21 protein-coding genes are annotated in these 18,620 nt (G+C 65.7%); 8 read left to right on the plus strand and 13 right to left on the minus strand.

Going from position 1 to position 18,620, the window contains the following annotated elements; translation table 11 throughout:
* Positions 1 to 2: 2 nt before the first annotated feature.
* From ACEN9P_RS11555 to speD, 3 genes are read right to left on the minus strand one after another with little or no spacing between them, the layout of a single operon-like run.
* Positions 3 to 1,394 carry an aminopeptidase P N-terminal domain-containing protein gene (locus ACEN9P_RS11555; protein ID WP_495622020.1) on the minus strand — a complete coding sequence of 464 codons (1,392 nt, stop codon included), beginning with the start codon at positions 1,392 to 1,394 and terminating at the stop codon, positions 3 to 5.
* A 29-nt stretch (positions 1,395 to 1,423) separates the two neighbouring features.
* Positions 1,424 to 2,131: an N-acetylmuramate alpha-1-phosphate uridylyltransferase MurU gene (murU, locus tag ACEN9P_RS11560; RefSeq protein ID WP_495622168.1), complete on the minus strand. Its 708-nt coding sequence runs from the start codon at positions 2,129 to 2,131 to the stop codon at positions 1,424 to 1,426.
* A 20-nt stretch (positions 2,132 to 2,151) separates the two neighbouring features.
* Complete coding sequence (gene speD / locus ACEN9P_RS11565) at positions 2,152 to 2,529, minus strand: adenosylmethionine decarboxylase (protein WP_007871879.1); 378 nt, start codon at positions 2,527 to 2,529, stop codon at positions 2,152 to 2,154.
* Between the two features lie 132 nt (positions 2,530 to 2,661).
* Here speD and tkt point away from each other — a divergent pair, with 132 nt between their 5' ends.
* From tkt to ACEN9P_RS11580, 3 genes are all read left to right on the plus strand, one after another.
* A complete protein-coding gene (tkt, locus tag ACEN9P_RS11570) occupies positions 2,662 to 4,704 on the plus strand; it encodes a transketolase (RefSeq protein WP_495622021.1) in 2,043 nt (680 codons plus the stop codon).
* 63 nt (positions 4,705 to 4,767) lie between these two features.
* Positions 4,768 to 5,766: a type I glyceraldehyde-3-phosphate dehydrogenase gene (gene gap, locus ACEN9P_RS11575; RefSeq protein WP_477662213.1), complete on the plus strand. Its 999-nt coding sequence runs from the start codon at positions 4,768 to 4,770 to the stop codon at positions 5,764 to 5,766.
* A gap of 161 nt (positions 5,767 to 5,927) precedes the next feature.
* Complete coding sequence (locus tag ACEN9P_RS11580; protein WP_477662214.1) at positions 5,928 to 7,169, plus strand: adenylate/guanylate cyclase domain-containing protein; 1,242 nt, start codon at positions 5,928 to 5,930, stop codon at positions 7,167 to 7,169.
* Here ACEN9P_RS11580 and ACEN9P_RS11585 read toward each other — a convergent pair.
* Positions 7,161 to 8,084, minus strand: coding sequence for a LysR family transcriptional regulator (locus tag ACEN9P_RS11585; RefSeq protein ID WP_495622022.1), 924 nt, complete (start codon positions 8,082 to 8,084; stop codon positions 7,161 to 7,163). The genes ACEN9P_RS11580 and ACEN9P_RS11585 overlap by 9 nt on opposite strands.
* Before the next feature lie 109 nt (positions 8,085 to 8,193).
* Here ACEN9P_RS11585 and ACEN9P_RS11590 point away from each other — a divergent pair, with 109 nt between their 5' ends.
* The 4 genes from ACEN9P_RS11590 to ACEN9P_RS11605 are packed head-to-tail and all read left to right on the plus strand — an operon-like array spanning position 8,194 to position 11,801.
* Positions 8,194 to 8,844, plus strand: a complete 651-nt coding sequence (locus tag ACEN9P_RS11590; RefSeq protein WP_477715882.1) for a hydrolase — start codon at positions 8,194 to 8,196, stop codon at positions 8,842 to 8,844.
* Positions 8,845 to 8,851: 7 nt separating this feature from the next.
* On the plus strand, positions 8,852 to 9,454 hold the full coding sequence (locus tag ACEN9P_RS11595; protein ID WP_495622023.1) for an antibiotic biosynthesis monooxygenase: 603 nt from the start codon (positions 8,852 to 8,854) through the stop codon (positions 9,452 to 9,454).
* 25 nt (positions 9,455 to 9,479) lie between these two features.
* Entirely contained in the window at positions 9,480 to 11,366 is a 1,887-nt protein-coding gene (locus ACEN9P_RS11600; protein WP_495622024.1) for an amidohydrolase, read from the plus strand.
* A gap of 24 nt (positions 11,367 to 11,390) precedes the next feature.
* On the plus strand, positions 11,391 to 11,801 hold the full coding sequence (locus tag ACEN9P_RS11605) for a DoxX family protein (RefSeq protein ID WP_495622025.1): 411 nt from the start codon (positions 11,391 to 11,393) through the stop codon (positions 11,799 to 11,801).
* 29 nt (positions 11,802 to 11,830) lie between these two features.
* On the opposite strand, the gene ACEN9P_RS11610 is transcribed toward ACEN9P_RS11605, so the two are convergent.
* The 4 genes from ACEN9P_RS11610 to ACEN9P_RS11625 form a co-directional block, all read right to left on the minus strand.
* Positions 11,831 to 12,292, minus strand: coding sequence for a hypothetical protein (locus ACEN9P_RS11610; protein WP_495622026.1), 462 nt, complete (start codon positions 12,290 to 12,292; stop codon positions 11,831 to 11,833).
* A 138-nt stretch (positions 12,293 to 12,430) separates the two neighbouring features.
* The gene (locus ACEN9P_RS11615; RefSeq protein ID WP_477662220.1) at positions 12,431 to 13,489 is read right to left on the minus strand and encodes a pirin family protein; all 1,059 of its coding nucleotides are present in this window, start codon (positions 13,487 to 13,489) and stop codon (positions 12,431 to 12,433) included.
* A gap of 115 nt (positions 13,490 to 13,604) precedes the next feature.
* The gene (locus ACEN9P_RS11620) at positions 13,605 to 14,366 is read right to left on the minus strand and encodes an ABC transporter permease (protein ID WP_477662221.1); all 762 of its coding nucleotides are present in this window, start codon (positions 14,364 to 14,366) and stop codon (positions 13,605 to 13,607) included.
* A complete protein-coding gene (locus tag ACEN9P_RS11625; protein ID WP_495622027.1) occupies positions 14,363 to 15,319 on the minus strand; it encodes an ABC transporter ATP-binding protein in 957 nt (318 codons plus the stop codon). The genes ACEN9P_RS11620 and ACEN9P_RS11625 overlap by 4 nt, the downstream gene beginning before the upstream one ends.
* Before the next feature lie 427 nt (positions 15,320 to 15,746).
* On the opposite strand from ACEN9P_RS11625, the gene ACEN9P_RS11630 reads away from it, so the two are divergent.
* On the plus strand, positions 15,747 to 16,097 hold the full coding sequence (locus tag ACEN9P_RS11630; protein WP_477662223.1) for a collagen-like protein: 351 nt from the start codon (positions 15,747 to 15,749) through the stop codon (positions 16,095 to 16,097).
* A gap of 77 nt (positions 16,098 to 16,174) precedes the next feature.
* Here the strand turns inward: ACEN9P_RS11630 and ACEN9P_RS11635 are convergent, their stop codons facing one another.
* The 5 genes from ACEN9P_RS11635 to ACEN9P_RS11655 all read right to left on the minus strand — a co-directional run bounded on the left by ACEN9P_RS11635 (position 16,175) and on the right by ACEN9P_RS11655 (position 18,614).
* The gene (locus tag ACEN9P_RS11635) at positions 16,175 to 16,804 is read right to left on the minus strand and encodes a glutathione S-transferase family protein (protein WP_495622028.1); all 630 of its coding nucleotides are present in this window, start codon (positions 16,802 to 16,804) and stop codon (positions 16,175 to 16,177) included.
* A gap of 24 nt (positions 16,805 to 16,828) precedes the next feature.
* Positions 16,829 to 17,176: a YciI family protein gene (locus ACEN9P_RS11640; RefSeq protein ID WP_477662225.1), complete on the minus strand. Its 348-nt coding sequence runs from the start codon at positions 17,174 to 17,176 to the stop codon at positions 16,829 to 16,831.
* A gap of 11 nt (positions 17,177 to 17,187) precedes the next feature.
* Positions 17,188 to 17,619, minus strand: a complete 432-nt coding sequence (locus ACEN9P_RS11645; RefSeq protein WP_413328824.1) for a VOC family protein — start codon at positions 17,617 to 17,619, stop codon at positions 17,188 to 17,190.
* A 52-nt stretch (positions 17,620 to 17,671) separates the two neighbouring features.
* Positions 17,672 to 18,076: a VOC family protein gene (locus tag ACEN9P_RS11650; RefSeq protein WP_477662279.1), complete on the minus strand. Its 405-nt coding sequence runs from the start codon at positions 18,074 to 18,076 to the stop codon at positions 17,672 to 17,674.
* Positions 18,077 to 18,140: 64 nt separating this feature from the next.
* Entirely contained in the window at positions 18,141 to 18,614 is a 474-nt protein-coding gene (locus ACEN9P_RS11655) for a VOC family protein (RefSeq protein ID WP_495622029.1), read from the minus strand.
* Positions 18,615 to 18,620 lie beyond the last annotated feature (6 nt).

Here is an 18,620-nt window from a genome sequence, read left to right on the forward strand (position 1 = left end):
GTTCATGCGCGCATCAGGCGCTCAATCTCATCCCCATTGACTGGCACCCCCCGCGTCATCAGCTCACAGCCCTTGGCCGTCACCAGGGCATCATCCTCAATCCGGATACCAATGTTCCAGAACTCCTTGGGAACGTTCTTCCCAGGGCGAACATACAGGCCTGGCTCTATCGTCATCACCATGCCGGGCCGCAGGATGCGCGAGGGCTTGCGCATGATGGGCTGGTTCATCGCGTCCTTGTCGGGGCGGGGTTTGCTGCCGGGCTCGGTGTAGTCGCCGCAGTCGTGCACGTCCATGCCCATCCAGTGGCTGGTGCGGTGCATGTAAAACTGGCGGTACGCGCCGGACTCGAGCACGTCGTCGACCTTGCCGTGTTTGGCCTTGGGCAGCAGGCCGGTGTCGAGCATGCCCTGGGCCAGCACGCGCAGCGCGGCCTCGTGCGGGTCGTTGAAGCGCTTGCCGGGTTTGGTGGCCTTGACCGCGGCGTACTGGGACTCCACCACGATGTCGTACAGCCTGCGCTGGGCCGGCGTGAAGGTGCCGCCGGCCGGGAAGGTGCGCGTGATGTCGCTGGCGTAGCCGTCGAGCTCGCAGCCGGCGTCTATCAGGCACAGCTCGCCGGCCTTGAGTTCGGCATCCCCGGCGCGGTAGTGCAGCACGCAGGCATTGGCGCCTGCCGCCACGATGCTGGTGTAGGCCGGAAACTGCGAACCGTTGCGGCGGAACTCGTGCAGCAGCTCGGCCTCCAGGTGGTATTCGCGCAGGCCGCCCTTGACGGGGTTGCGCAGCATGGCCGCCGAGGCCTGCATGGCCCGCACATGCGCGCCGGCTGAAATTTTTCCGGCGCGGCGCAGGATACCGATCTCATGGCTGTCCTTGAAGAGGCGCATTTCGTCGAGCACGCCGCACAGGTCGTTGCGGCTTTGCGGGCATTCATCGCCCAGGCGCACGCGGGCGCGCACCTTGTCCAGCCAGCCGTCCACGCGCGCGTCCAGGCCCTCGTGCGTGGCAAACGGGAACCATACCGACCTCCTGTTGGCCAGCAGGGCCGGCATCTGCGCATCCAGCGCCTCGGTGCTGAAGGCCGCGTCCACGCCCAGCCGGGCCGGCGCGGCCTTGGGTCCCAGGCGTATGCCGTCCCAGATTTCGCGCTCCAGGTCCTTGGGGCGGCAAAACAGCGTGGTCTTGCCGCTGGCGTCTATCACCAGCCAACTGTCAGGCTCGTCAAAGCCTGTCAGGTAGTAGAAATAGCTGTCGTGCCGGTACGGAAAGTCGGTGTCGCGGTTGCGCGGGTATTCGCGTGCGGTGGGCAGCAGGGCGATGCCGCCGCCTGCCGCCTTGAGCGCGCGGGCCACGGCGGCACGGCGTTTCTGGTAAATCGTGGTGGTGCTCATGGTGCGCTGCGCTTTTTTTGGGTTGTTGTTCAGTGTGTGGTGCTTGCCTGGTTCAGCTCGTCCAGCCGGGCCGGCGTGCCCACGTCGGTCCAGGGCCCGGGGTACAGCTCGGCGCTGACCCGGCCATTGTCCATCGCCGCGCGCAGCAGCGGCGCCAGTGGGGCTTTCAGGCCCTGCGGGTTGCCGAAGGGCATCGTGTCGAAGAATTCCCGGCGATAAAGGCCTATGGTGCTGTAGGTGAACTTTGGCTCAGCACTGTCTTTAGGCAGGTTCAGCGCCAGGCCGTCGGCGCCCAGGCCGAAATCGCCTTTGGGGTTGTGGGGCGGGTTGGGCACCAGCCAGAGATGCGTCAGCTTGCCGCCGGCAGCGAAACGGTCTACCGCGGCCTGCGTGAACTCAAAGCCCGGCACAAACACGTCGCCGGCCAGCAGCCAGAACACCTCGCCCAGCAGCGGCAGCGCCCGCGCGATGCCGCCCGCGGTTTCCAGCGCGCCGCCGAAATCCAGGCCTTCATGTGAATAGGCGATGGACAGCGGCGTACGGCTTTGCTGCCCGAAGTGGTTCTCAATCTGCTCACCGAGCCAGGCGGTGTTGATCACCAGCTCGGTGAAACCGCCGCGCGCCAGCGCTTCGGTGTGCCAGGCTATCAGCGGCTTGCCGCGCACCTTGAGCAGGGGCTTGGGCGTGCTGTCGGTCAGCGGGCGCATGCGTTCGCCGCGGCCGGCGGCCATGATCATGGCTTTGATGGCGGGGCCGCTCACTGCGTATCCCCCCGGTCCAGCGAGCGCTGCTCGGTCCATTCCGGGTTGAAGCGCCGCACCAGCGCGTCCATCAGGCTGCGCGCCCGGGCCGAGTGGTCGCCGCCGAAATTGCAGACATAGACGTCCAGCGTCACGGCTTTTTGTTCGGGCCAGGTGTGCACGCAGACATGCGATTCGGCCAGCAGCACCGTGGCGGTGATGCCGCCCGGGCCGTGCTCGGTGTCGGGGAAGGTGTGGAACAGCTGGTTGACGGCCTGCAATCCGGTGGCCTGCACGGCCTGCACGCACCAGTCGCCCAGGCGGGCGGCGTCGGTGAGCCAGGCGGGATCGCAGCGGCATTTGTAAAGGTCGGCGGTCAGGTGTAGGCCTTGCATGCCCCGACTTTAGACGATGCGCGGCCCCGTTCGGGCCGTAACTTGGTTCCATATCCCGCCAAATCGCCGGGCTGGGGCCAGACGGTAAAATACCGGGTTACCCCTGATCTTTCCCCCTCCGGAGCAGCCTACATGGCAAACACGCAAATGATGGCGAATGCGATACGCGCACTCGCAATGGACGCCGTACAACAAGCCAATTCCGGACATCCCGGCGCCCCCATGGGCATGGCCGACATGGCCGTCGCCCTCTGGGGCAGCCACCTCAAGCACAGCCCGCACAACCCCAACTGGTTCGACCGCGACCGTTTTGTGCTCTCCAACGGCCACGGCTCCATGCTGATTTACGCCGTGCTGCACCTGACCGGTTACAAACTGCCCATAGCCGAACTCAAAAACTTCCGCCAGCTGCACAGCAAGACCCCCGGCCACCCCGAATACGGCTACACCCCCGGCGTGGAAACCACCACCGGCCCGCTGGGCCAGGGCCTAACCAATGCGGTCGGCATGGCGCTGGCTGAAAAGCTGCTCGCCAAGGAATTCAACCGCGAAGGCCACAGCGTCGTCGACCACAACACCTATGTGTTCATGGGCGACGGCTGCCTGATGGAAGGCATCAGCCACGAGGCCGCGGCCCTGGCCGGCGCCTGGAAGCTCAACAAGCTGATCGCGCTGTACGACGACAACGGCATCTCCATCGACGGCCAGGTCGCGCCCTGGTTCATCGACAACACCGCCGTGCGTTTTGCCGCCTACGGCTGGAACGTGCTGGGCCCTATCGACGGCCACGACGCCGAGCTGGTCTCGCAGGCCATCGAAGGCGCGAAAAAATCAAATGACAAGCCCACGCTGATCATCTGCAAGACCCACATCGGCAAGGGCTCGCCGAACCGCGCCAACACCGCCAAGGCCCACGGCGAGCCGCTGGGCGCCGAGGAAATCAAGCTCACGCGCGAAGCCCTGAACTGGCCTTACGCGCCGTTTGAAGTACCGAAGGAAACCTACGACGCCTGGGACGCCAAGGCCAAGGGCCTGGCCGCGGAAGCCGCCTGGGACGCGAAATTCGCCGCCTACAAGGCCGCCCACCCCGAACTCGCCGCCGAACTGGTCCGCCGCATGAAGGGCGAGCTGCCCAAGGCCTTCGCGCAGCTTGCGGTCGATACCGTCATTGGCGCGCACACCAAGGCCGAAACCGTGGCCTCGCGCAAGGCCTCGCAGCTCGCGCTCGAAGCCTTCACCGCCGGCCTGCCCGAGATGCTGGGCGGCTCGGCCGACCTGACCGGTTCCAACCTCACCAACACCAAGTCCACGCCCAGCCTGCGTTTTGACATGAACGGCGAGGTCGTGCTGACGCCCAACGCCGAGGGCGTGAGCGCCATAGGCCGCCACATCAACTACGGCGTGCGCGAATTCGGCATGGCCGCCATCATGAACGGCATCGCGCTGCACGGCGGCTACATCCCCTACGGCGGCACCTTCCTGACCTTCAGCGATTACAGCCGCAACGCCATCCGCATGGCCGCGCTGATGAAGCTGCGCGTGGTGCATGTGTTCACCCACGACTCCATAGGCCTGGGCGAAGACGGCCCGACGCACCAGTCGATCGAGCACGCCGCCAGCCTGCGCCTGATCCCCAACCTGGACGTCTGGCGTCCGGGCGACACGGCCGAAACCGCCGTCGCCTGGGCCGTCGCGCTCGAGAACAAGAGCAAGCCGACCGCCCTGCTGCTGAGCCGCCAGAACCTGCCCTACGCACCGAAAAAAGACCTCGGCAACATCAGCCGCGGTGCCTACGTGCTGGCCGAACCGGTTGAAGTGGGCCTCACCAAAAAGGCCCAGGCCGTGATCATCGCCACCGGCTCCGAAGTGCAGCTGGCGCTCAAGGCCCAGGAACTGCTGGCCGCCCACAAGATCGCCGTGCGTGTGGTCTCCATGCCCAGCACCACCACCTTCGACAAACAGAAGACCGCCTACAAGAGCGAAGTGCTGCCCGAAGGCATCCCCCGCATCGCGGTGGAAATGGGCGCGACCGACGGCTGGTGGAAATACGGCTGCGCGGCCGTGGTCGGCATCGACAGCTACGGCGAGTCCGCCCCCGCCCCGGTGCTGTTCAAACACTTCGGCTTCACGGCTGAGAACGTCGCCGACACCGTGCGCACGGTGCTGCGCAAATAAGCGCACGCATCAGTACACGGCCCGCCGATCCAACGAAATTTCAACTTCCAGGAGCAACAGAAAATGACGATCAAACTTGGTATCAATGGTTTTGGCCGGATCGGCCGCAACGTGTTCCGCTCGGCGATCAAGAGCTTTAAGGACATCGAAATCGTCGGCATCAACGACCTGCTCGAGCCCGACTACCTGGCTTACATGCTGAAGTACGACTCGGTGCACGGCCGCTTTGAAGGCGACGTGTCCGTCGACGGCAACACCCTCATCGTCAACGGAAAGAAGATACGCCTGACGCAGGAACGCGACCCCGCCAACCTCAAGTGGGGCGACATCGGCGCCACCGTGGTGCTGGAATCGACCGGCCTGTTCCTGGACAAAGCCTCCGGCGAGAAGCACCTGGCCGCCGGCGCCAAGAAAGTGATCTTTTCGGCGCCGTCCAAAGACGACACCCCGATGTTCGTCTTCGGCGTCAACGACAAGACCTACAAGGGCGAGGCCATCATCTCCAACGCCAGCTGCACCACCAACTGCCTGGCGCCCGTCGCCAAGGTGCTCAACGACAAGTGGGGCATCAAGCGCGGCCTGATGACGACTGTGCACGCTGCCACCGCCACGCAAAAAACCGTGGACGGCCCGAGTAACAAGGACTGGCGCGGCGGCCGCGGCATCCTGGAAAACATCATTCCTTCTTCCACCGGCGCGGCCAAGGCCGTGGGCGTGGTGATCCCCGAGCTCAACAAGAAGCTGACCGGCATGTCCTTCCGCGTGCCGACCTCCGACGTCTCGGTGGTCGACCTGACCTGCGAACTCAACAAGGAAGCCACGCTGAAAGAAATCTGCGCCGAGATGAAGGCGCAAAGCGAAGGCGCGCTCAAGGGCATCCTGGGCTACACCGAAGACAAGGTGGTCGCCACCGATTTCCGCGGCGAGACCTGCACCAGCGTGTTTGACGCCGACGCCAGCATCGCGCTGGACGGCACCTTCGTCAAGGTCGTGGCCTGGTACGACAACGAATGGGGCTACTCCAACAAGTGCCTGGAAATGGTGCGCGTGGTTTCGAAGTAATTCGCCACGGTCCTCCATAAAAAGCGCCTTCGGGCGCTTTTTTTTTCGCCTTCGCACATCAAAAGCCCGCGGGCGGTCAATGTCCGTTGACCTACACCCGGCCAGCCCGTATGGTCCCCGCATGCTGCGCCCATGCCGCGCGGCGCAAGGGAGGAATGACCATGGCGCAGCAGCCGTTCAGGGATTGGCTCGTCCAGAAAAGCTGGGCACAGGGCGTGTATTACAGCAAGGCGGTGGCCTGGCTGTTGCCGCCGGCGGCGCTCGCCGCCGACGCGACATACTTCAGCATCGCGCAGCAGCACTGGCCGCCGGGTGTGGCCGGCCTGCTGGCCTGGCAGCTCACGGCCGAGCTGTTCTTCATCGCGGTCATCCTGGCGGACCGGTTTGCGCCCTCGCTGCGCGGCCGGGAAGGCGCGCTCAATACCGCATGCGCCGGCGCCATGCTGCTGGCCACCTGGATAGGCGCCGTCCATGGCGCGATGTGGGGCGATTTGTCCATCTATGCGGCGGGCGCGACCTTTGTCGCGGCCGTCATGTGCACGCCCAGCCCGGTGCGCAAGCCCATGTACCTGCTGAGCTTTGCGGCGCTGGGCCTGGCCGCCGCCCTGCGCGGGCACGCGGGCCTGGAGCTCCTGGCCGCGCTGGTCAACCCCTTTTGCATCCTGGTGCTGTGCGTGGCGCTCGACAAGCTCATGCTGGCGCGCAATGCCGAGTTGTACACCGAGATGCAGCGCGCCGAGAGCGAATGCGCGCGCGCCGACAAGGTGCTGTACAACGTGCTGCCGGCCTCCATCGCCGATGAGCTCAAGCGCGAGGACAAGGTCAACGCGGTGAAGTTCGACAACATGGGCGTGCTGTTCGCCGACATCGCCGGCTTCACGAGTTTTTCACGCGCCTTGCCGCCCGACGCGCTGGTGCTGGTGCTGAACCAGATCTTCTCTGCCTTTGACGGCCTGGTCGAAAAATACGGGCTGGAAAAGATCAAGACCATAGGCGATGCTTACATGGTGGTGGCCCACCACCGGCTCGACAGCCTGGGGCGGCTGGCGCTGGACATGGGCGAGGCCTTGCGGCGCTACAACGCCGCCAACGGCACGCGGCTGGCCATGCGCATAGGCATGCACGCGGGACCCGCGGTGGCGGGGGTGATAGGCGTCAAGCGTTTTCTCTACGACGTCTGGGGCGACACGGTCAATGTGGCCAGCCGCATGGAGGCCAGCGGCGAGCCTGGCGCCGTCCACGTCAGCGAAGCGGTCTACCTGCAGACGCGGCAGCATTTTGCCTTTGCCGCGCGCGAGCCTATCGAGGTCAAGGGCCGGGGCCGCATGGCCACCTACTGGCTGCTGGGGCCCAGCGCGCCGCCCCGTTTCAGCATGGAGTGCGCGGGCGCCGTGTCAGGCTAGCGGCGCGGGCGCTTGAACGGCCGACATGGCTTGCGGCAAGGCCGCCGCCAGGTGGTCTATCAGGGCGCGCACCGTGACGGGAACGCGCCGCGTCGCCGGGTACAGCGCGTAGAGCGCGATCTCCGGCGACTCCTGCCACTGCGGCAACACCGGCACCAGCCGGCCCGCCGCGAGGTGTCTGGCCGCCAGGAACTCGGGCTGCAGGATCAAGCCGGCGCCCGCGACGGCAGCCTCCACCAGCAGGTCGCCGTTGTTGGCGCACAGCGGCCCGCCGACGGCGACGTGCGCTGTTTCCCGGCCTCTCCCGAGGTGCCAGATGTGCCCCTTGTTGGCATGCGCGTAGTTCAGGCAGCGGTGCGCCTCGAGGGCCTTGGGTGACGCGGGCGTGCCGTGCGCCCGCAGGTAGGCCGGGGCGGCGTACACGGCGCGGCGCACGTCGCACAGGCGGCGCGCCGCCAGCGAAGAGTCCGGTAGCTGCGCGATGCGCAGGGTGAGGTCAAAACCGGTCTCATAGGGGTCCAGCATGCGGTCGTTGAGCTCCACGCGCAGCTCGACCCGCGGATGCCGCGCCAGGAATTCCGACAGCAGCGGCGCCAGCACCAGCTTGCCGAAGGACATGGGCGCGTTGACGCGCAGCGGCCCGGCCACCGCGCCGCGAATGGCCGCCATGGACTCGCGGGCTTCGGCGGCAATGGCCAGCAGGTCCACCGCGTAGTCGTGCAAGGTGGCGCCGGCGCTGGTCAAGGCGATTGCGCGGGTGGAGCGCACAAACAGCGCGCCGCCGTACTCGGTTTCCAGCGAGGCAATGAGCTTGCTGATCTGTGAGCGCGTCACGCCGAGTTCACGCGCGGCGGCGGCAAAACTGCCCAGCCGCGTCGATAGCACCAGGGCCTGGAGGGCATCAAGTCTGTCCATGATTGGTTCCTGTCTGGATACGGTTTGGTTCTAAAACACAGTCTAGTCAACCCATTGGCTGCAATTTAGCATTCCAGGCTTGTTTATTCACTCCTTCAAGGGACTCGCCATGGCTCAAGGAAAACTCGAACTGCTCACCCCCCAGAACTGCGCGCTGGTGCTGATCGACCACCAGCCGCAAATGACCTTTGGCGTGGCCAACATCGACCGGCAGCTGCTGAAGAACAACGTCATCGGCCTGGCCAAGGCGGCCAAGGTGTTCCAGGTCCCCACGGTGCTGACCTCGGTTGAAACCGAGTCCTTTTCGGGCAACATCTGGCCCGAACTGCTGGCGGTGCTGCCCGACAACCGGATTTTTGAACGCACCAGCATGAACACCTGGGACGACGCGGGCGTGAAGGCCGAGCTGAAAAAATTCGGCCGCAAAAAACTGGTGCTCGCGGCGCTGTGGACCGAGGTCTGCCTGAACTTCCCCGCGCTGGAGGCCATGGCCGACGGCTACGAGGTGTATTTTGTGGAAGACGCCTCCGGCGGCACCTCGGTGGCGGCGCACAACATGTCGGTGCAGCGCATGATCCAGGCCGGCGCCGTGCCCATCACCTGGCAGCAGTTCCTGCTCGAAATGCAGCGCGACTGGGCGCGCAAGGAAACCTATGCGGGCACCACGGGCATCGTCATGGAGCATTCCGGCGCCTATGGATCGGGCGTGGACTACGCGATCACGCACGTGCACAAGATGCCCGCGCGCAAGCTGGGCTGAAAGCGCCATGAACAGCGCGAACAGCACCGGCGAGCCGGCCGGCCCGTCCTCCGAAAGCGTCAGCCTTGTGGTGCGCCACCGCGTGCGCGCCGGCGCGCGCACCGCGTATGACGGCTGGCTGGCCGAGACCATGCGCACCGCGTCGGCCTATCCGGGCCACCAGGGCGTGCATGTGGTTCGCCCGTCCGGGGGCGGCGCTGACTATCTCATCGTGGTGCGCTTTGCCACCACGGAGCAGCTCAACGGCTGGTACCAGTCGGCGGAACGCGCGCGCCTGCTCGAGGCGGTGCAGCCGCATCTGCAAGCCGGTGAACAGGTCAGCGTGGGCAGCGGCATCGATTTCCTGTTCCCCCCTGAAGCGGCGGCTGGTGCAGAGGCGCCGGCCAAGCCCGCGGCCTGGAAGCAGTGGCTGATCACCACCTCGGTCATCTGGCCGCTGACCATGGTCGTGCCCTGGGCCATGGGGCCGCTGTTCAAGGCCGTCCCCGTGCTGGGCCTGTATGGCGTGGCGCACGGCATACTGGCGGCCGTCATCGTGGCCCTGGTGGTCTGGGTGGTCATGCCGCCCTACACGCGGCTGCTGCACCCCTGGCTGTTCGCGCGGCGCTGACGCCCCCAACCCAACGGAAAACCCCATGAACCCTCCCGCCACCGCCGACCTTGTCTTCACCAACGGCCGCTTCACCACCCTGGACCGGCAGAACCCGGTGGCCGCCGCGGTGGCCGTGGCCGGCGGCACATTCATTGCCGTGGGCAGCCATGAAGACGCCATGCGCCACGCGGGCGCCGCGACACGGGTGGTCGACCTGGGCGGCGCGGCCGCCCTGCCCGGCCTGCATGACAGCCACACGCATTTGATACGCGCCGGCCTCAATTACGCGATGGAGCTGCGCTGGGACGGCGTGCCCTCGCTCGCCGATGCGATGGCCATGCTCAAGGCGCAGGCGGCGCGCACGCCGGCGCCGCAGTGGGTGCGCGTGGTCGGCGGTTTCACCGAGCAGCAGTTCGCCGAAAAGCGCCTGCCCACGCTCGCGGAAATCAACGCGGCCGCGCCCGACACCCCGGTCTTCATCCTGCACCTGTATGACCGCGCCCTGCTCAACGGTGCCGCTCTGCGCGCCGTCGGCTACGGAAAGGACACGCCGAATCCGCCCGGCGGCGAGATCGCGCGCGATGCCCAGGGCAATCCCACCGGCCTGCTGCTGGCCAAACCCAATGCGATGATTCTTTACGCCACGCTGGCCAAGGGCCCCAAGCTGGACCCGGATGCGCAGGAGGCCTCGACCCGGCTCTTCATGCGCGAGCTGAACCGGCTCGGCATCACCTCGGTGATAGACGCCGGCGGCGGCTTCCAGAACTATCCCGAGGACTACCGTGTGATAGAGAAGCTGCGCGATGCCGGCGAGCTCACCGTGCGCATAGGCTACAACCTGTTCACGCAGCGGCCCAAACAGGAGGCCGAGGACTTCAAGCAGTGGACAGGCATGCTGCCGCCGCTGTCCGGCACCGACATGCTGCGCCACAACGGCGCCGGTGAAATGCTGGTGTTCTCCGCGGCCGATTTCGAGGATTTCCGCGAGCCCCGGCCCGAGCTGCCCGCGAGCATGGAGGACGAACTCGAGCGCGTGGTGCGCCTGCTGGTGGAAAAGCGCTGGCCCTTCCGCCTGCACGCGACCTATGACGAGTCGATAGGGCGCGCGCTCGACACTTTCGAGAAGGTCAACCGCGACATTCCCTTCAACGGCCTGCACTGGTTTTTCGACCATGCCGAAACCATCAGCCCGCGCAACATCGACCGGGTCAAGGCGCTGGGCGGCGGCATCGCCGTGCAGCACCGCATGGCCTACCAGGGCGAATATTTCATCGAGCGCTACGGCGCCGGGGCCGCCGAGCACTCGCCGCCGATCCGCCGCATGCTGGACGCCGGCCTGCCCGTGGGCGGCGGCACCGATGCGACCCGTGTCGCGAGCTACAACCCCTGGGTCTGCCTGTACTGGATGGTCACCGGCAAGACGCTGGGCGGCACCACGCTGTACCGGCCCGACAACCTGCTGGACCGCGACACCGCGCTGCGGCTGTGGACCAGCGGCAGCGCCTGGTTCGCCAACGCCGAGGGGAAAAAAGGCCAGATCAAGGTGGGCCAGCTCGCCGACTTCATCGTGCCCTCGCGCGACTTCTTCGGCATCCCGGAGTCCGACATCAAGGACCTGGTCTCGCACTTGACGGTGGTGGGCGGCCGCATCGTGCATGGCGACGGCGGTTTCGCAAGCCTTGCGCCGCCCATGCCCAAGGCCGCCAACGACTGGGCGCCGACAAACGCCTTCGGCGGCTACTGGCGCGAACCCGCGGCGGGTGGCCAGCCGGCCGGCCGCGCCGCGCGCGCGATGCAGCCCTTTGCCGACTGCTGCGCCAAGCCTTGCGCGGTGCACGGGCACGGCCACACCCAAAGCTGGCTGGGCCATGCGCCGGTGTCCGACGAAAAAAGCTTTTGGGGCGCGCTGGGTTGCGCGTGCTGGCTTTAAACAATACCTGGCAGGAAGAACACCATGAACACACACGAGCCGCCCATTTCAACACCGGCGCTCCGGGCCGCCAGGCTGTTGCTGGCGGTCGCCTTTGTCTACAGCGGCGTCTCCAAGCTGCTCAATTTCGACGCGGCCATCGGCGAGGCCGCGCATTTCGACCTCAACCCGGCACCCGTGTTCGCCGCCGCGGTGCTCATCACGCAGCTGGCCGGCTCGGCGCTGATGCTGTTCGGCCGCGGCCTGTGGGCGGCGCTGGGCGCGCTCGCACTGGCCGGGTTCACGGTGGTCGCCACGTTCATAGGCCACCCGTTCTGGGCCATGGGCGGCATGGAGCAATTCCACAACCGCAATTCATTCCTCGAGCACCTGGGACTGGTCGGCGGCCTGGTGCTGGTGGCCGCGCTGTGCTGGGACCGCCGCGCCGCGCGCTGAACCGCGCCATAGCGGCCGGGTCTGGGGGCTTAGCCGCCCAGCAACTCAGCCGGCAGCGACAGGCCGGGCCGCTCGTCGTCCCAGGCCATGGCGCTCATCTTCCAGCCGTCAGGTGTCTTGACGAATTGCGTGGAGATCACGCCGCGCGCCTCAAAAGCCTGGCCGCCCTGCGTCCCGGCCTTGCCGTAGGCGCTGTAGCGGTGGGCGATGTTGCCGAAGATTTGCGTGATTTCCGACAGCTCCCATTCCTTGAAGCGTGTGAGCGCCCCACTGTCCACCAGCGCCTGGCGCGGCGCGATGAATTCGGCGACGCTGGAGATCTCGGGCGTGGCCGCCGTGTTCTTGATCAGCAGGCCGGTGGCAATGAACAGGCCGTGGATGTCCTTGTAGGCCGGTTTGTCGCCAGGCTCAAATGACACCGCGCGGAAAAACCGGGTGCTCAAGCTATCAAGCGCCTGCTTCACGGCAGTGTGGCTGGGGTCTTTGTCCATGCGGGCTCCTTCAGGATGCCGCAGTGTAGAAGTTTGCGGCAAATCCTGCAGGCGGCGGGGATACCAAACGGGTGTCCCCTTTCAGCGGATTTTCACAAGAGCCGCGCAGGCAGGGCGGCGGCGAACGCCGCCCTGTGCTCAGCCGCCGGCTGGTTTTTCTTCCCGCCCGCCTGGGTGGCGCGCAAAGCGTGCCGGCTCACGGCCATGCACCGGTGCATCGTCGGCAAACGACCAGCCGCCGAACTGCGTGCGCCGGTAGTCGGCCATGGTCTGGGCGATCTCGGCCTGCGTGTTCATCACGAACGGCCCGTACTGCACCACCGGCTCGCCGATGGGCTTGCCCTGCAGCAACAAAAACTCCGCCTCTGCGGCGCCGGTGTTGCGCAGCGCCACGGCCTCGCCGGCGCGCAGCTCCAGCGCCGCATGCTGGTCAAGCTGCCGGCCGGCGACTTCAATGGACGTGCCTTTGAAGAAATACAGCATACGGCGCGTGCCGTCGCCGCCAGCCGCGGGCAGCTCCCAGCGGGCGCCCGGCGCCATGCGTATCGTCCAGATCGCCACGTCCGCATCGGCCTGCGCCGCCCAGGAGTCCGGCGGCGGTGGCAGGGGCGCACCGGCGCCCGCCAGCCGGCCCGCCACCACGGCGACTTCGGTCGTGCGGCCATCGGCATCGGTGGCCGTCAGGCGCGGAATATCCTGCCCCCAGAACATGGTGAAGTGCGGCTCGCTCATCTTGCTGCGCGCCGGCAGGTTCAGCCAGATCTGGAACAGCTCCAGCGGGTTGTCATTCTTTTCGTCCAGCAGCGGGAACATCTCGGCATGCACGATGCCCTTGCCGGCGGTAAGCCACTGCGCGTCGCCCCGGCCGAAGCGCGCGGTCGCACCCAGCGAGTCGGAGTGGTCGATCAGGCCCTTGCGTACCACCGTCACGGTTTCAAAGCCGCGGTGCGGGTGCGGAGGAAAGCCGGGAATCTTTTCGCCGTGGTACATGCTCCAGCCGTCCTTGCGGCTGAAGTCCTGGCCGATGTCGCGCCCGGCCAGCGAAGCGTCCGGGCCCATCTGCGCATTGGCGCGGGGGTAGGCGTCGTCGTGATAAGCGCAAAAGAGAAAGGGGTCGATGGTGGCCCACGGGAAGCCGAGCGGCTTGGCCTCGAGGATCGGACTGGTAGCGGAACCTGCAGCGGAGTCGGCAGACATGGCGAGGCCTTTCTGGCGTGAGATTTTCAAAGAAACCATATGGGGCCGGCTGCCCCTGCTTCAAGCACGCCGCCGGCCCGGCAGCCGTGGCCGCCCGCCGTGTTCCCAAGCTTTCTCAGGCCTTGAGCTTCCAGCCCGTGCGGAAGATCCACCACACCACGCCCAGGCACAGCCCCAGAAAGCCCAGGATGGCCAGCACGCTGAGGCCCACATTGACATCGGCCACGCCGTAAAAACTCCAGCGGAAGCCGCTGATCAGGTAGACCACCGGGTTGAACAGGGCGATCTTCTGCCACAGCGGCGGCAGCATGTTGATGGCGTAAAACGCGCCGCCCAGAAAGGTCAGCGGCGTCACCACCATCAGCGGCACGACCTGCAGCTTCTGGAAGTTGTCGGCCCACAGCCCGATGATGAAACCGAACAGGCTGAAGGTCAGCGCCGTCAGCAGCAAAAAGCACAGCATCCAGAATGGGTGGGCAATCTCATAAGGCACGAACAGCCGCGCCGTCGCCAGGATCAGGAGGCCCAGCATGACGGACTTGCTCGCCGCGGCGCCCACATAACCCATCACCACCTCCATGGAGGACACCGGCGCCGACAGCAGCTCGTAAATCGTGCCCGACCATTTCGGCATGTAGATGCCGAAGGCGGCGTTGGAGATGCTCTCGTTGAGCAGCGACAGCATGACCAGGCCGGGGATGATGAAGGCGCCGTAGCGTATGCCTTCGATGTCGCCCATGCGCGAGCCGATGGCGGCCCCGAACACCACGAAGTAGAGCGAGGTCGAGATCACCGGCGAGGCGATGGACTGCATCAGCGTGCGGAAGGTGCGCGCCATTTCAAAGCGGTAGATTGCGCGGATGGCGTGCCAGTTCATGCGGCCTCCTTCTGGGTGGCGGGTTGGCCGGCATGCACCAGGCTCACGAAAATGTCCTCGAGCGAACTCTCGCTCGAATGCAGGTCCTTGAAGTCGATGCCGAGTTCGGCCAGCTGCCTGAGCAGGGCCGCGATGCCGGTTTCCTCGGTCTGCGAGTCGAAGGTGTAGACCAGGGTGTGGCCTTCCTGGGCCAGCTCCAGCGGCAGCCCGGCCAGCGCGGCCGGAATGTTTTGCAGCGGCGTCTGCAGTTGCAGGCTCAGTTGCTTCTTGCCGAGCTTGCGCATCAGCACGGCCTTGTCTTCGACCAGGATCAGCTCGCCCTTGTTGATCACGCCTATGCGGTCGGCCATTTCCTCGGCCTCCTCGATGTAGTGCGTGGTCAGGATGATGGTCACGCCGCTGTCGCGCAAGTCGCGCACCATTTGCCACATGCCCTTGCGCAGCTCGACGTCGACGCCCGCGCTGGGCTCGTCCAGAAAGAGGATGGTCGGCTCGTGCGACAGCGCCTTGGCGATCAGCACCCGGCGCTTCATGCCGCCCGAGAGCGTCATGATCTTGCTGTCCTTCTTGTCCCACAGGGAGAGGTCGCGCAGCACTTTTTCGATATAGGCCGGATTCGGCGCCCTGCCGTACAGGCCGCGGCTGAAACTCACGGTGGACCACACGGTTTCAAAGGCGTCGGTCGACAGCTCCTGCGGCACCAGGCCTATCTTGGCGCGGGCGGCCCGGTAGTCGCGCACGATGTCGTGGCCGTCGGCGGTCACCGTGCCCGAGCTGGGCCTGACGATGCCGCAGATGATGCTGATCAGGGTGGTCTTGCCCGCGCCGTTCGGGCCCAGCAGCGCGAGAATCTCGCCGCGGCGTATCTCCAGGTCCACGGACTTGAGCGCATGAAAGCCCGAGGCGTAGGTTTTGCTGAGTTGCTGTATCGAAATAATGGGATTGGCTTGCACGCGGCATCCTGATGAAGGTGGCACCGGAAGACTGGTGCCGGAAGAGACCCGGATCATTCTATAGAGCGCGGGTGAAAAATGCCCGCCAGGGGTTTTCTGCGCGGCGCGGCCGTTTGTGAGGGCGCGCTGCCGCTGATTCGGGACAGGCTGTCGTGGGCCCGTCCTACAGCATGCCCGGCCGTCCATGGGTAACTTGGACATTCATCCTGTTGTCTGCATCGGAAATGATTCTTTCAAGGCAGCCAGGCATACGGCGACCGCTGCGCGGTTTCCGGATGTTTGTGCTCCGGCAAAGCGTTGTGGCCGATATCGGTTTCATGCACATGGTCCGTAAAAAAAACAGTTTACGGTCAGGTCCTGGTGACAGGCCCTGGGAACGAACTGTTGGCGCACGCTATCCGTGCGAATTTCTCACCAAGGACCTCTTATGAAATACCCCCTGCTTTTAGCCGTAGTTGCCGGCACGCTGGCCCTGAGCGCTTGTGAGCGCACGGTTGTCGCACCGCCCGCCGCCGTTGTCACGGTTCCCGGCCCCGCCGGCCCTGCGGGGGCCACTGGCGCTTCCGGTACCGATGGTGCCAAAGGCGCCACGGGTGCGGGCGTAGGCATTCCCGGCCCGACCGGCGCCACCGGTGCGACGGGCGCAACCGGTTCTACCGGCTACGAAGGCGCGACGGGTGCCACGGGCGCAACCGGTGCCACCGGCAATACCGGAAGGACTGGCCAGACCGGCCAGACCGGTGACACGGTCGTGATCGTTCCCGCACCGGCCCGTTAAGCCGCCAACAGCTCGTAGGCTGCACAGGCCGGCGCATGCGCCAAGCGTTCGCCGGCCTTTATTGATTCCGCGGCGGATCACGCGGCCGCAGCGGCCCGCAATGCGGGAAAAGGCTCGCGCCAGGCCGCCAGTTCGTTGAGCTGCGCATGCCAGCGCCGGATTTCCGGAAAAGCCTGCAGCGGCACGCGGGTTTTTTCGGCATAGGGGAAGGTGATGGCCACCGCGAAGTCGGCCACCGTCAGCGCGTTGCCCACCAGGTAATCGCGGCCTTTGAGGTGTGCCTCCAGCACGCCGGCGTAACGTTCGAAGGCTGGTGTCACCCTGGCGATTTCGGCCGGGTCGGCTTCGCTGCGCAAAAAGCGCGGCTTGATGATGTGCTCAAAATAGAACGTGGCGGCGGCCGGCGCGAACTCGGTCGCGTCCCACATCAGCCAGCGCAGCACCTCGATGCGGCGTTCGTCCCGCGGCCACAAATCCGAGCCGGCTTTTTCGGCCAGGTGGCACATGATGGCGTTCGATTCCCACAGCACCAGCTCGCCGTCGACCAGCACCGGCACCTTGGCATTCGGGTTCATCGCACAGAATTCCGGCGTGCGGTGCTCGCCTTTTTCGAGCGTGACGTGGATGAATTCCACGGGCAGCTTCAAGTGCCTGGCGACCGCGCAGGCTTTTCGCGGGTTCAGCGTGTCCGAGTAATAAAGCTTCATGGGCTTCTTTCCATGCTGTGAGTTTTACGCGGCCATGCGCGGCAGGTCGGACCACACCGGCCTGACTTCGATGGTCGCGGCGCGGGCCATGGGGTGGCCGGCCGCGATGTCGATCGCCTCCTGCATGCCGGCGCATTCAATCAGCCCGTAGGCCGCCATTTTTTCCGCGCTGTCGGTGAAGGGGCCGCTGCTCACCTTGCGTTTGCCGCCGCGCACCCGCACCGTCATCGCGTCGCCAGGCGGGCGCAGCGGGTTGCCGTGCTGCAGGATGCCGCGGCCCTGCATGTCGCGGACCCAGGCGCCTATCTCGGCGACCAGCGCCGGTGTAGGCGCGAAGGCCGCGTCGTGGCTGATGATCAAAAGGAACTGCATGTGCCGCCGCCTCAGGGCATGGGCAGGGGCTTGATCACCATCCACGACACGCCGAAGCGGTCGACCACCATGCCGAAGGACGAGGCGTAAAAGGTTTTCATGATGGGCATTTCCACTTTGCCGCCGTCGGCCAGTGCGTTGAAGAGGCGATTGGCTTCGGCGTCGCTGGCCGCGGTCAGCGACAGCGAAAAGCCCTTGAACTCCGGCTGGCCGGTGCCCATGCCGTCGGAGGCCATCACTTCGCTCTCGCCTATCCTGAAGCAGGCGTGCATGATGTTGTCGCCGGGAATGGCGGCTCCGCCGGGGCCGCAGCCCTCGGTCATGGGTTCGGGGTTTTCCTTGAAGCGCATCATCATCTTCACTTCGGCGCCCAGCGCCTTGCGGTAAAAGTTGATGGCCTCTTCGCAGCGGCCGTTGAAAAACAGGTAGGACTGGACCAGCATGGTGGGCTCCTTGGTGGAAAAGGGTTGATGGGGATTGGTGGGGGTGGGGGTTTCAGGCGTTCTTTTGCGCGGCGTGGGCTTCAACGTTCATGTGAACCAGCTCCCAGATGTGGCCGTCCAGGTCTTCAAAGCCGTGCTGGTACATGAAACCGTGGTCCTGCGCCTTGCTGGGTGTGGTGGCGCCGCCGGCCACGGCCTTGCGGACCATCGCGTCGATGGCCTCGCGGCTGTCCGCCGAGAGGCAGATCAGCACCTCGGTGCTCTTGCGCGCGTCGATCACCGGCTTGGGCGTGAAGGTCTTGAAATAGTCCTCGACCAGCAGCATCACAAAATTTTCCTCGCTCACGATCATGCAGGTGGCGTTCCTGTCGGTGAATTGCGGGTTGAACCTGAAGCCCAGCGCGGTGAAAAATTTCACCGACCTGTCCAGGTCTTTCACGGCCAGGTTCACAAACATCTTGGTACTCACGGGGATCTCTCCTTGGATGAATGGCGGGTTGGATAAACGGCGTGGGGATTGCTCAGGCCCTGTCGTAGGCTTCCTTGAGGTCCTTGATATTGATCTTGCGCATCTTGAGCATGGCGCTCATGGCGGCGCCGGCCTTGGCCGGGTTTTTGTCGCCCAGCATTTCGCCGAGCACCGTCGGGATGATTTGCCAGGAGAGGCCGAACTTGTCCTGCACCCAGCCGCACTGGTTGGGCGCGCCGCCGGCCGAGAGCTTGTCCCAGAGTTCGTCCACCTCCTCCTGCGTCTTGCAGTCCACGAACAGCGAGATCGCCGGCGTGAAGCTGAAATGCGGGCCGCCGTTGAGCGCCATGAATTCCTGGCCCTCGAGCTCAAAGCTGCCGGTCATGACCGAGCCTTCCGGCCCTGGGCCTTCCTTGCCGTAGCGCCTGAGCATGGTGATCTTCGAGTTCTTGAAGATGGAGACATAGAAGTTCATGGCCTCCTCGGCCTGGTCGTTGAACCACAGGAAGGGGGTGATTTTCTGCATGCTCGT

Source organism: Polaromonas sp. Polasp52 (genome assembly GCF_059491565.1).

Bases quoted from the DNA above. Each gene is read 5' to 3' on its own strand.
- ACEN9P_RS11615 (WP_477662220.1), bottom strand. From the start codon at position 13,489: ATGTCTGCCGACTCCGCTGCAGGTTCCGCTACCAGTCCGATCCTCGAG.
- murU (WP_495622168.1), bottom strand. From the start codon at position 2,131: ATGATCATGGCCGCCGGCCGCGGCGAACGCATGCGCCCGCTGACCGAC.
- gap (WP_477662213.1), top strand. From the start codon at position 4,768: ATGACGATCAAACTTGGTATCAATGGTTTTGGCCGGATCGGCCGCAAC.
- ACEN9P_RS11585 (WP_495622022.1), bottom strand. From the start codon at position 8,084: ATGGACAGACTTGATGCCCTCCAGGCCCTGGTGCTATCGACGCGGCTG.
- ACEN9P_RS11555 (WP_495622020.1), bottom strand. From the start codon at position 1,394: ATGAGCACCACCACGATTTACCAGAAACGCCGTGCCGCCGTGGCCCGC.
- ACEN9P_RS11590 (WP_477715882.1), top strand. From the start codon at position 8,194: ATGGCTCAAGGAAAACTCGAACTGCTCACCCCCCAGAACTGCGCGCTG.
- ACEN9P_RS11620 (WP_477662221.1), bottom strand. From the start codon at position 14,366: ATGAACTGGCACGCCATCCGCGCAATCTACCGCTTTGAAATGGCGCGC.
- ACEN9P_RS11630 (WP_477662223.1), top strand. From the start codon at position 15,747: ATGAAATACCCCCTGCTTTTAGCCGTAGTTGCCGGCACGCTGGCCCTG.
- ACEN9P_RS11580 (WP_477662214.1), top strand. From the start codon at position 5,928: ATGGCGCAGCAGCCGTTCAGGGATTGGCTCGTCCAGAAAAGCTGGGCA.
- speD (WP_007871879.1), bottom strand. From the start codon at position 2,529: ATGCAAGGCCTACACCTGACCGCCGACCTTTACAAATGCCGCTGCGAT.
- ACEN9P_RS11650 (WP_477662279.1), bottom strand. From the start codon at position 18,076: ATGTTTGTGAACCTGGCCGTGAAAGACCTGGACAGGTCGGTGAAATTT.
- ACEN9P_RS11635 (WP_495622028.1), bottom strand. From the start codon at position 16,804: ATGAAGCTTTATTACTCGGACACGCTGAACCCGCGAAAAGCCTGCGCG.
- ACEN9P_RS11640 (WP_477662225.1), bottom strand. From the start codon at position 17,176: ATGCAGTTCCTTTTGATCATCAGCCACGACGCGGCCTTCGCGCCTACA.
- ACEN9P_RS11600 (WP_495622024.1), top strand. From the start codon at position 9,480: ATGAACCCTCCCGCCACCGCCGACCTTGTCTTCACCAACGGCCGCTTC.
- ACEN9P_RS11645 (WP_413328824.1), bottom strand. From the start codon at position 17,619: ATGCTGGTCCAGTCCTACCTGTTTTTCAACGGCCGCTGCGAAGAGGCC.
- ACEN9P_RS11605 (WP_495622025.1), top strand. From the start codon at position 11,391: ATGAACACACACGAGCCGCCCATTTCAACACCGGCGCTCCGGGCCGCC.
- ACEN9P_RS11595 (WP_495622023.1), top strand. From the start codon at position 8,852: ATGAACAGCGCGAACAGCACCGGCGAGCCGGCCGGCCCGTCCTCCGAA.
- tkt (WP_495622021.1), top strand. From the start codon at position 2,662: ATGGCAAACACGCAAATGATGGCGAATGCGATACGCGCACTCGCAATG.
- ACEN9P_RS11655 (WP_495622029.1), bottom strand. From the start codon at position 18,614: ATGCAGAAAATCACCCCCTTCCTGTGGTTCAACGACCAGGCCGAGGAG.
- ACEN9P_RS11610 (WP_495622026.1), bottom strand. From the start codon at position 12,292: ATGGACAAAGACCCCAGCCACACTGCCGTGAAGCAGGCGCTTGATAGC.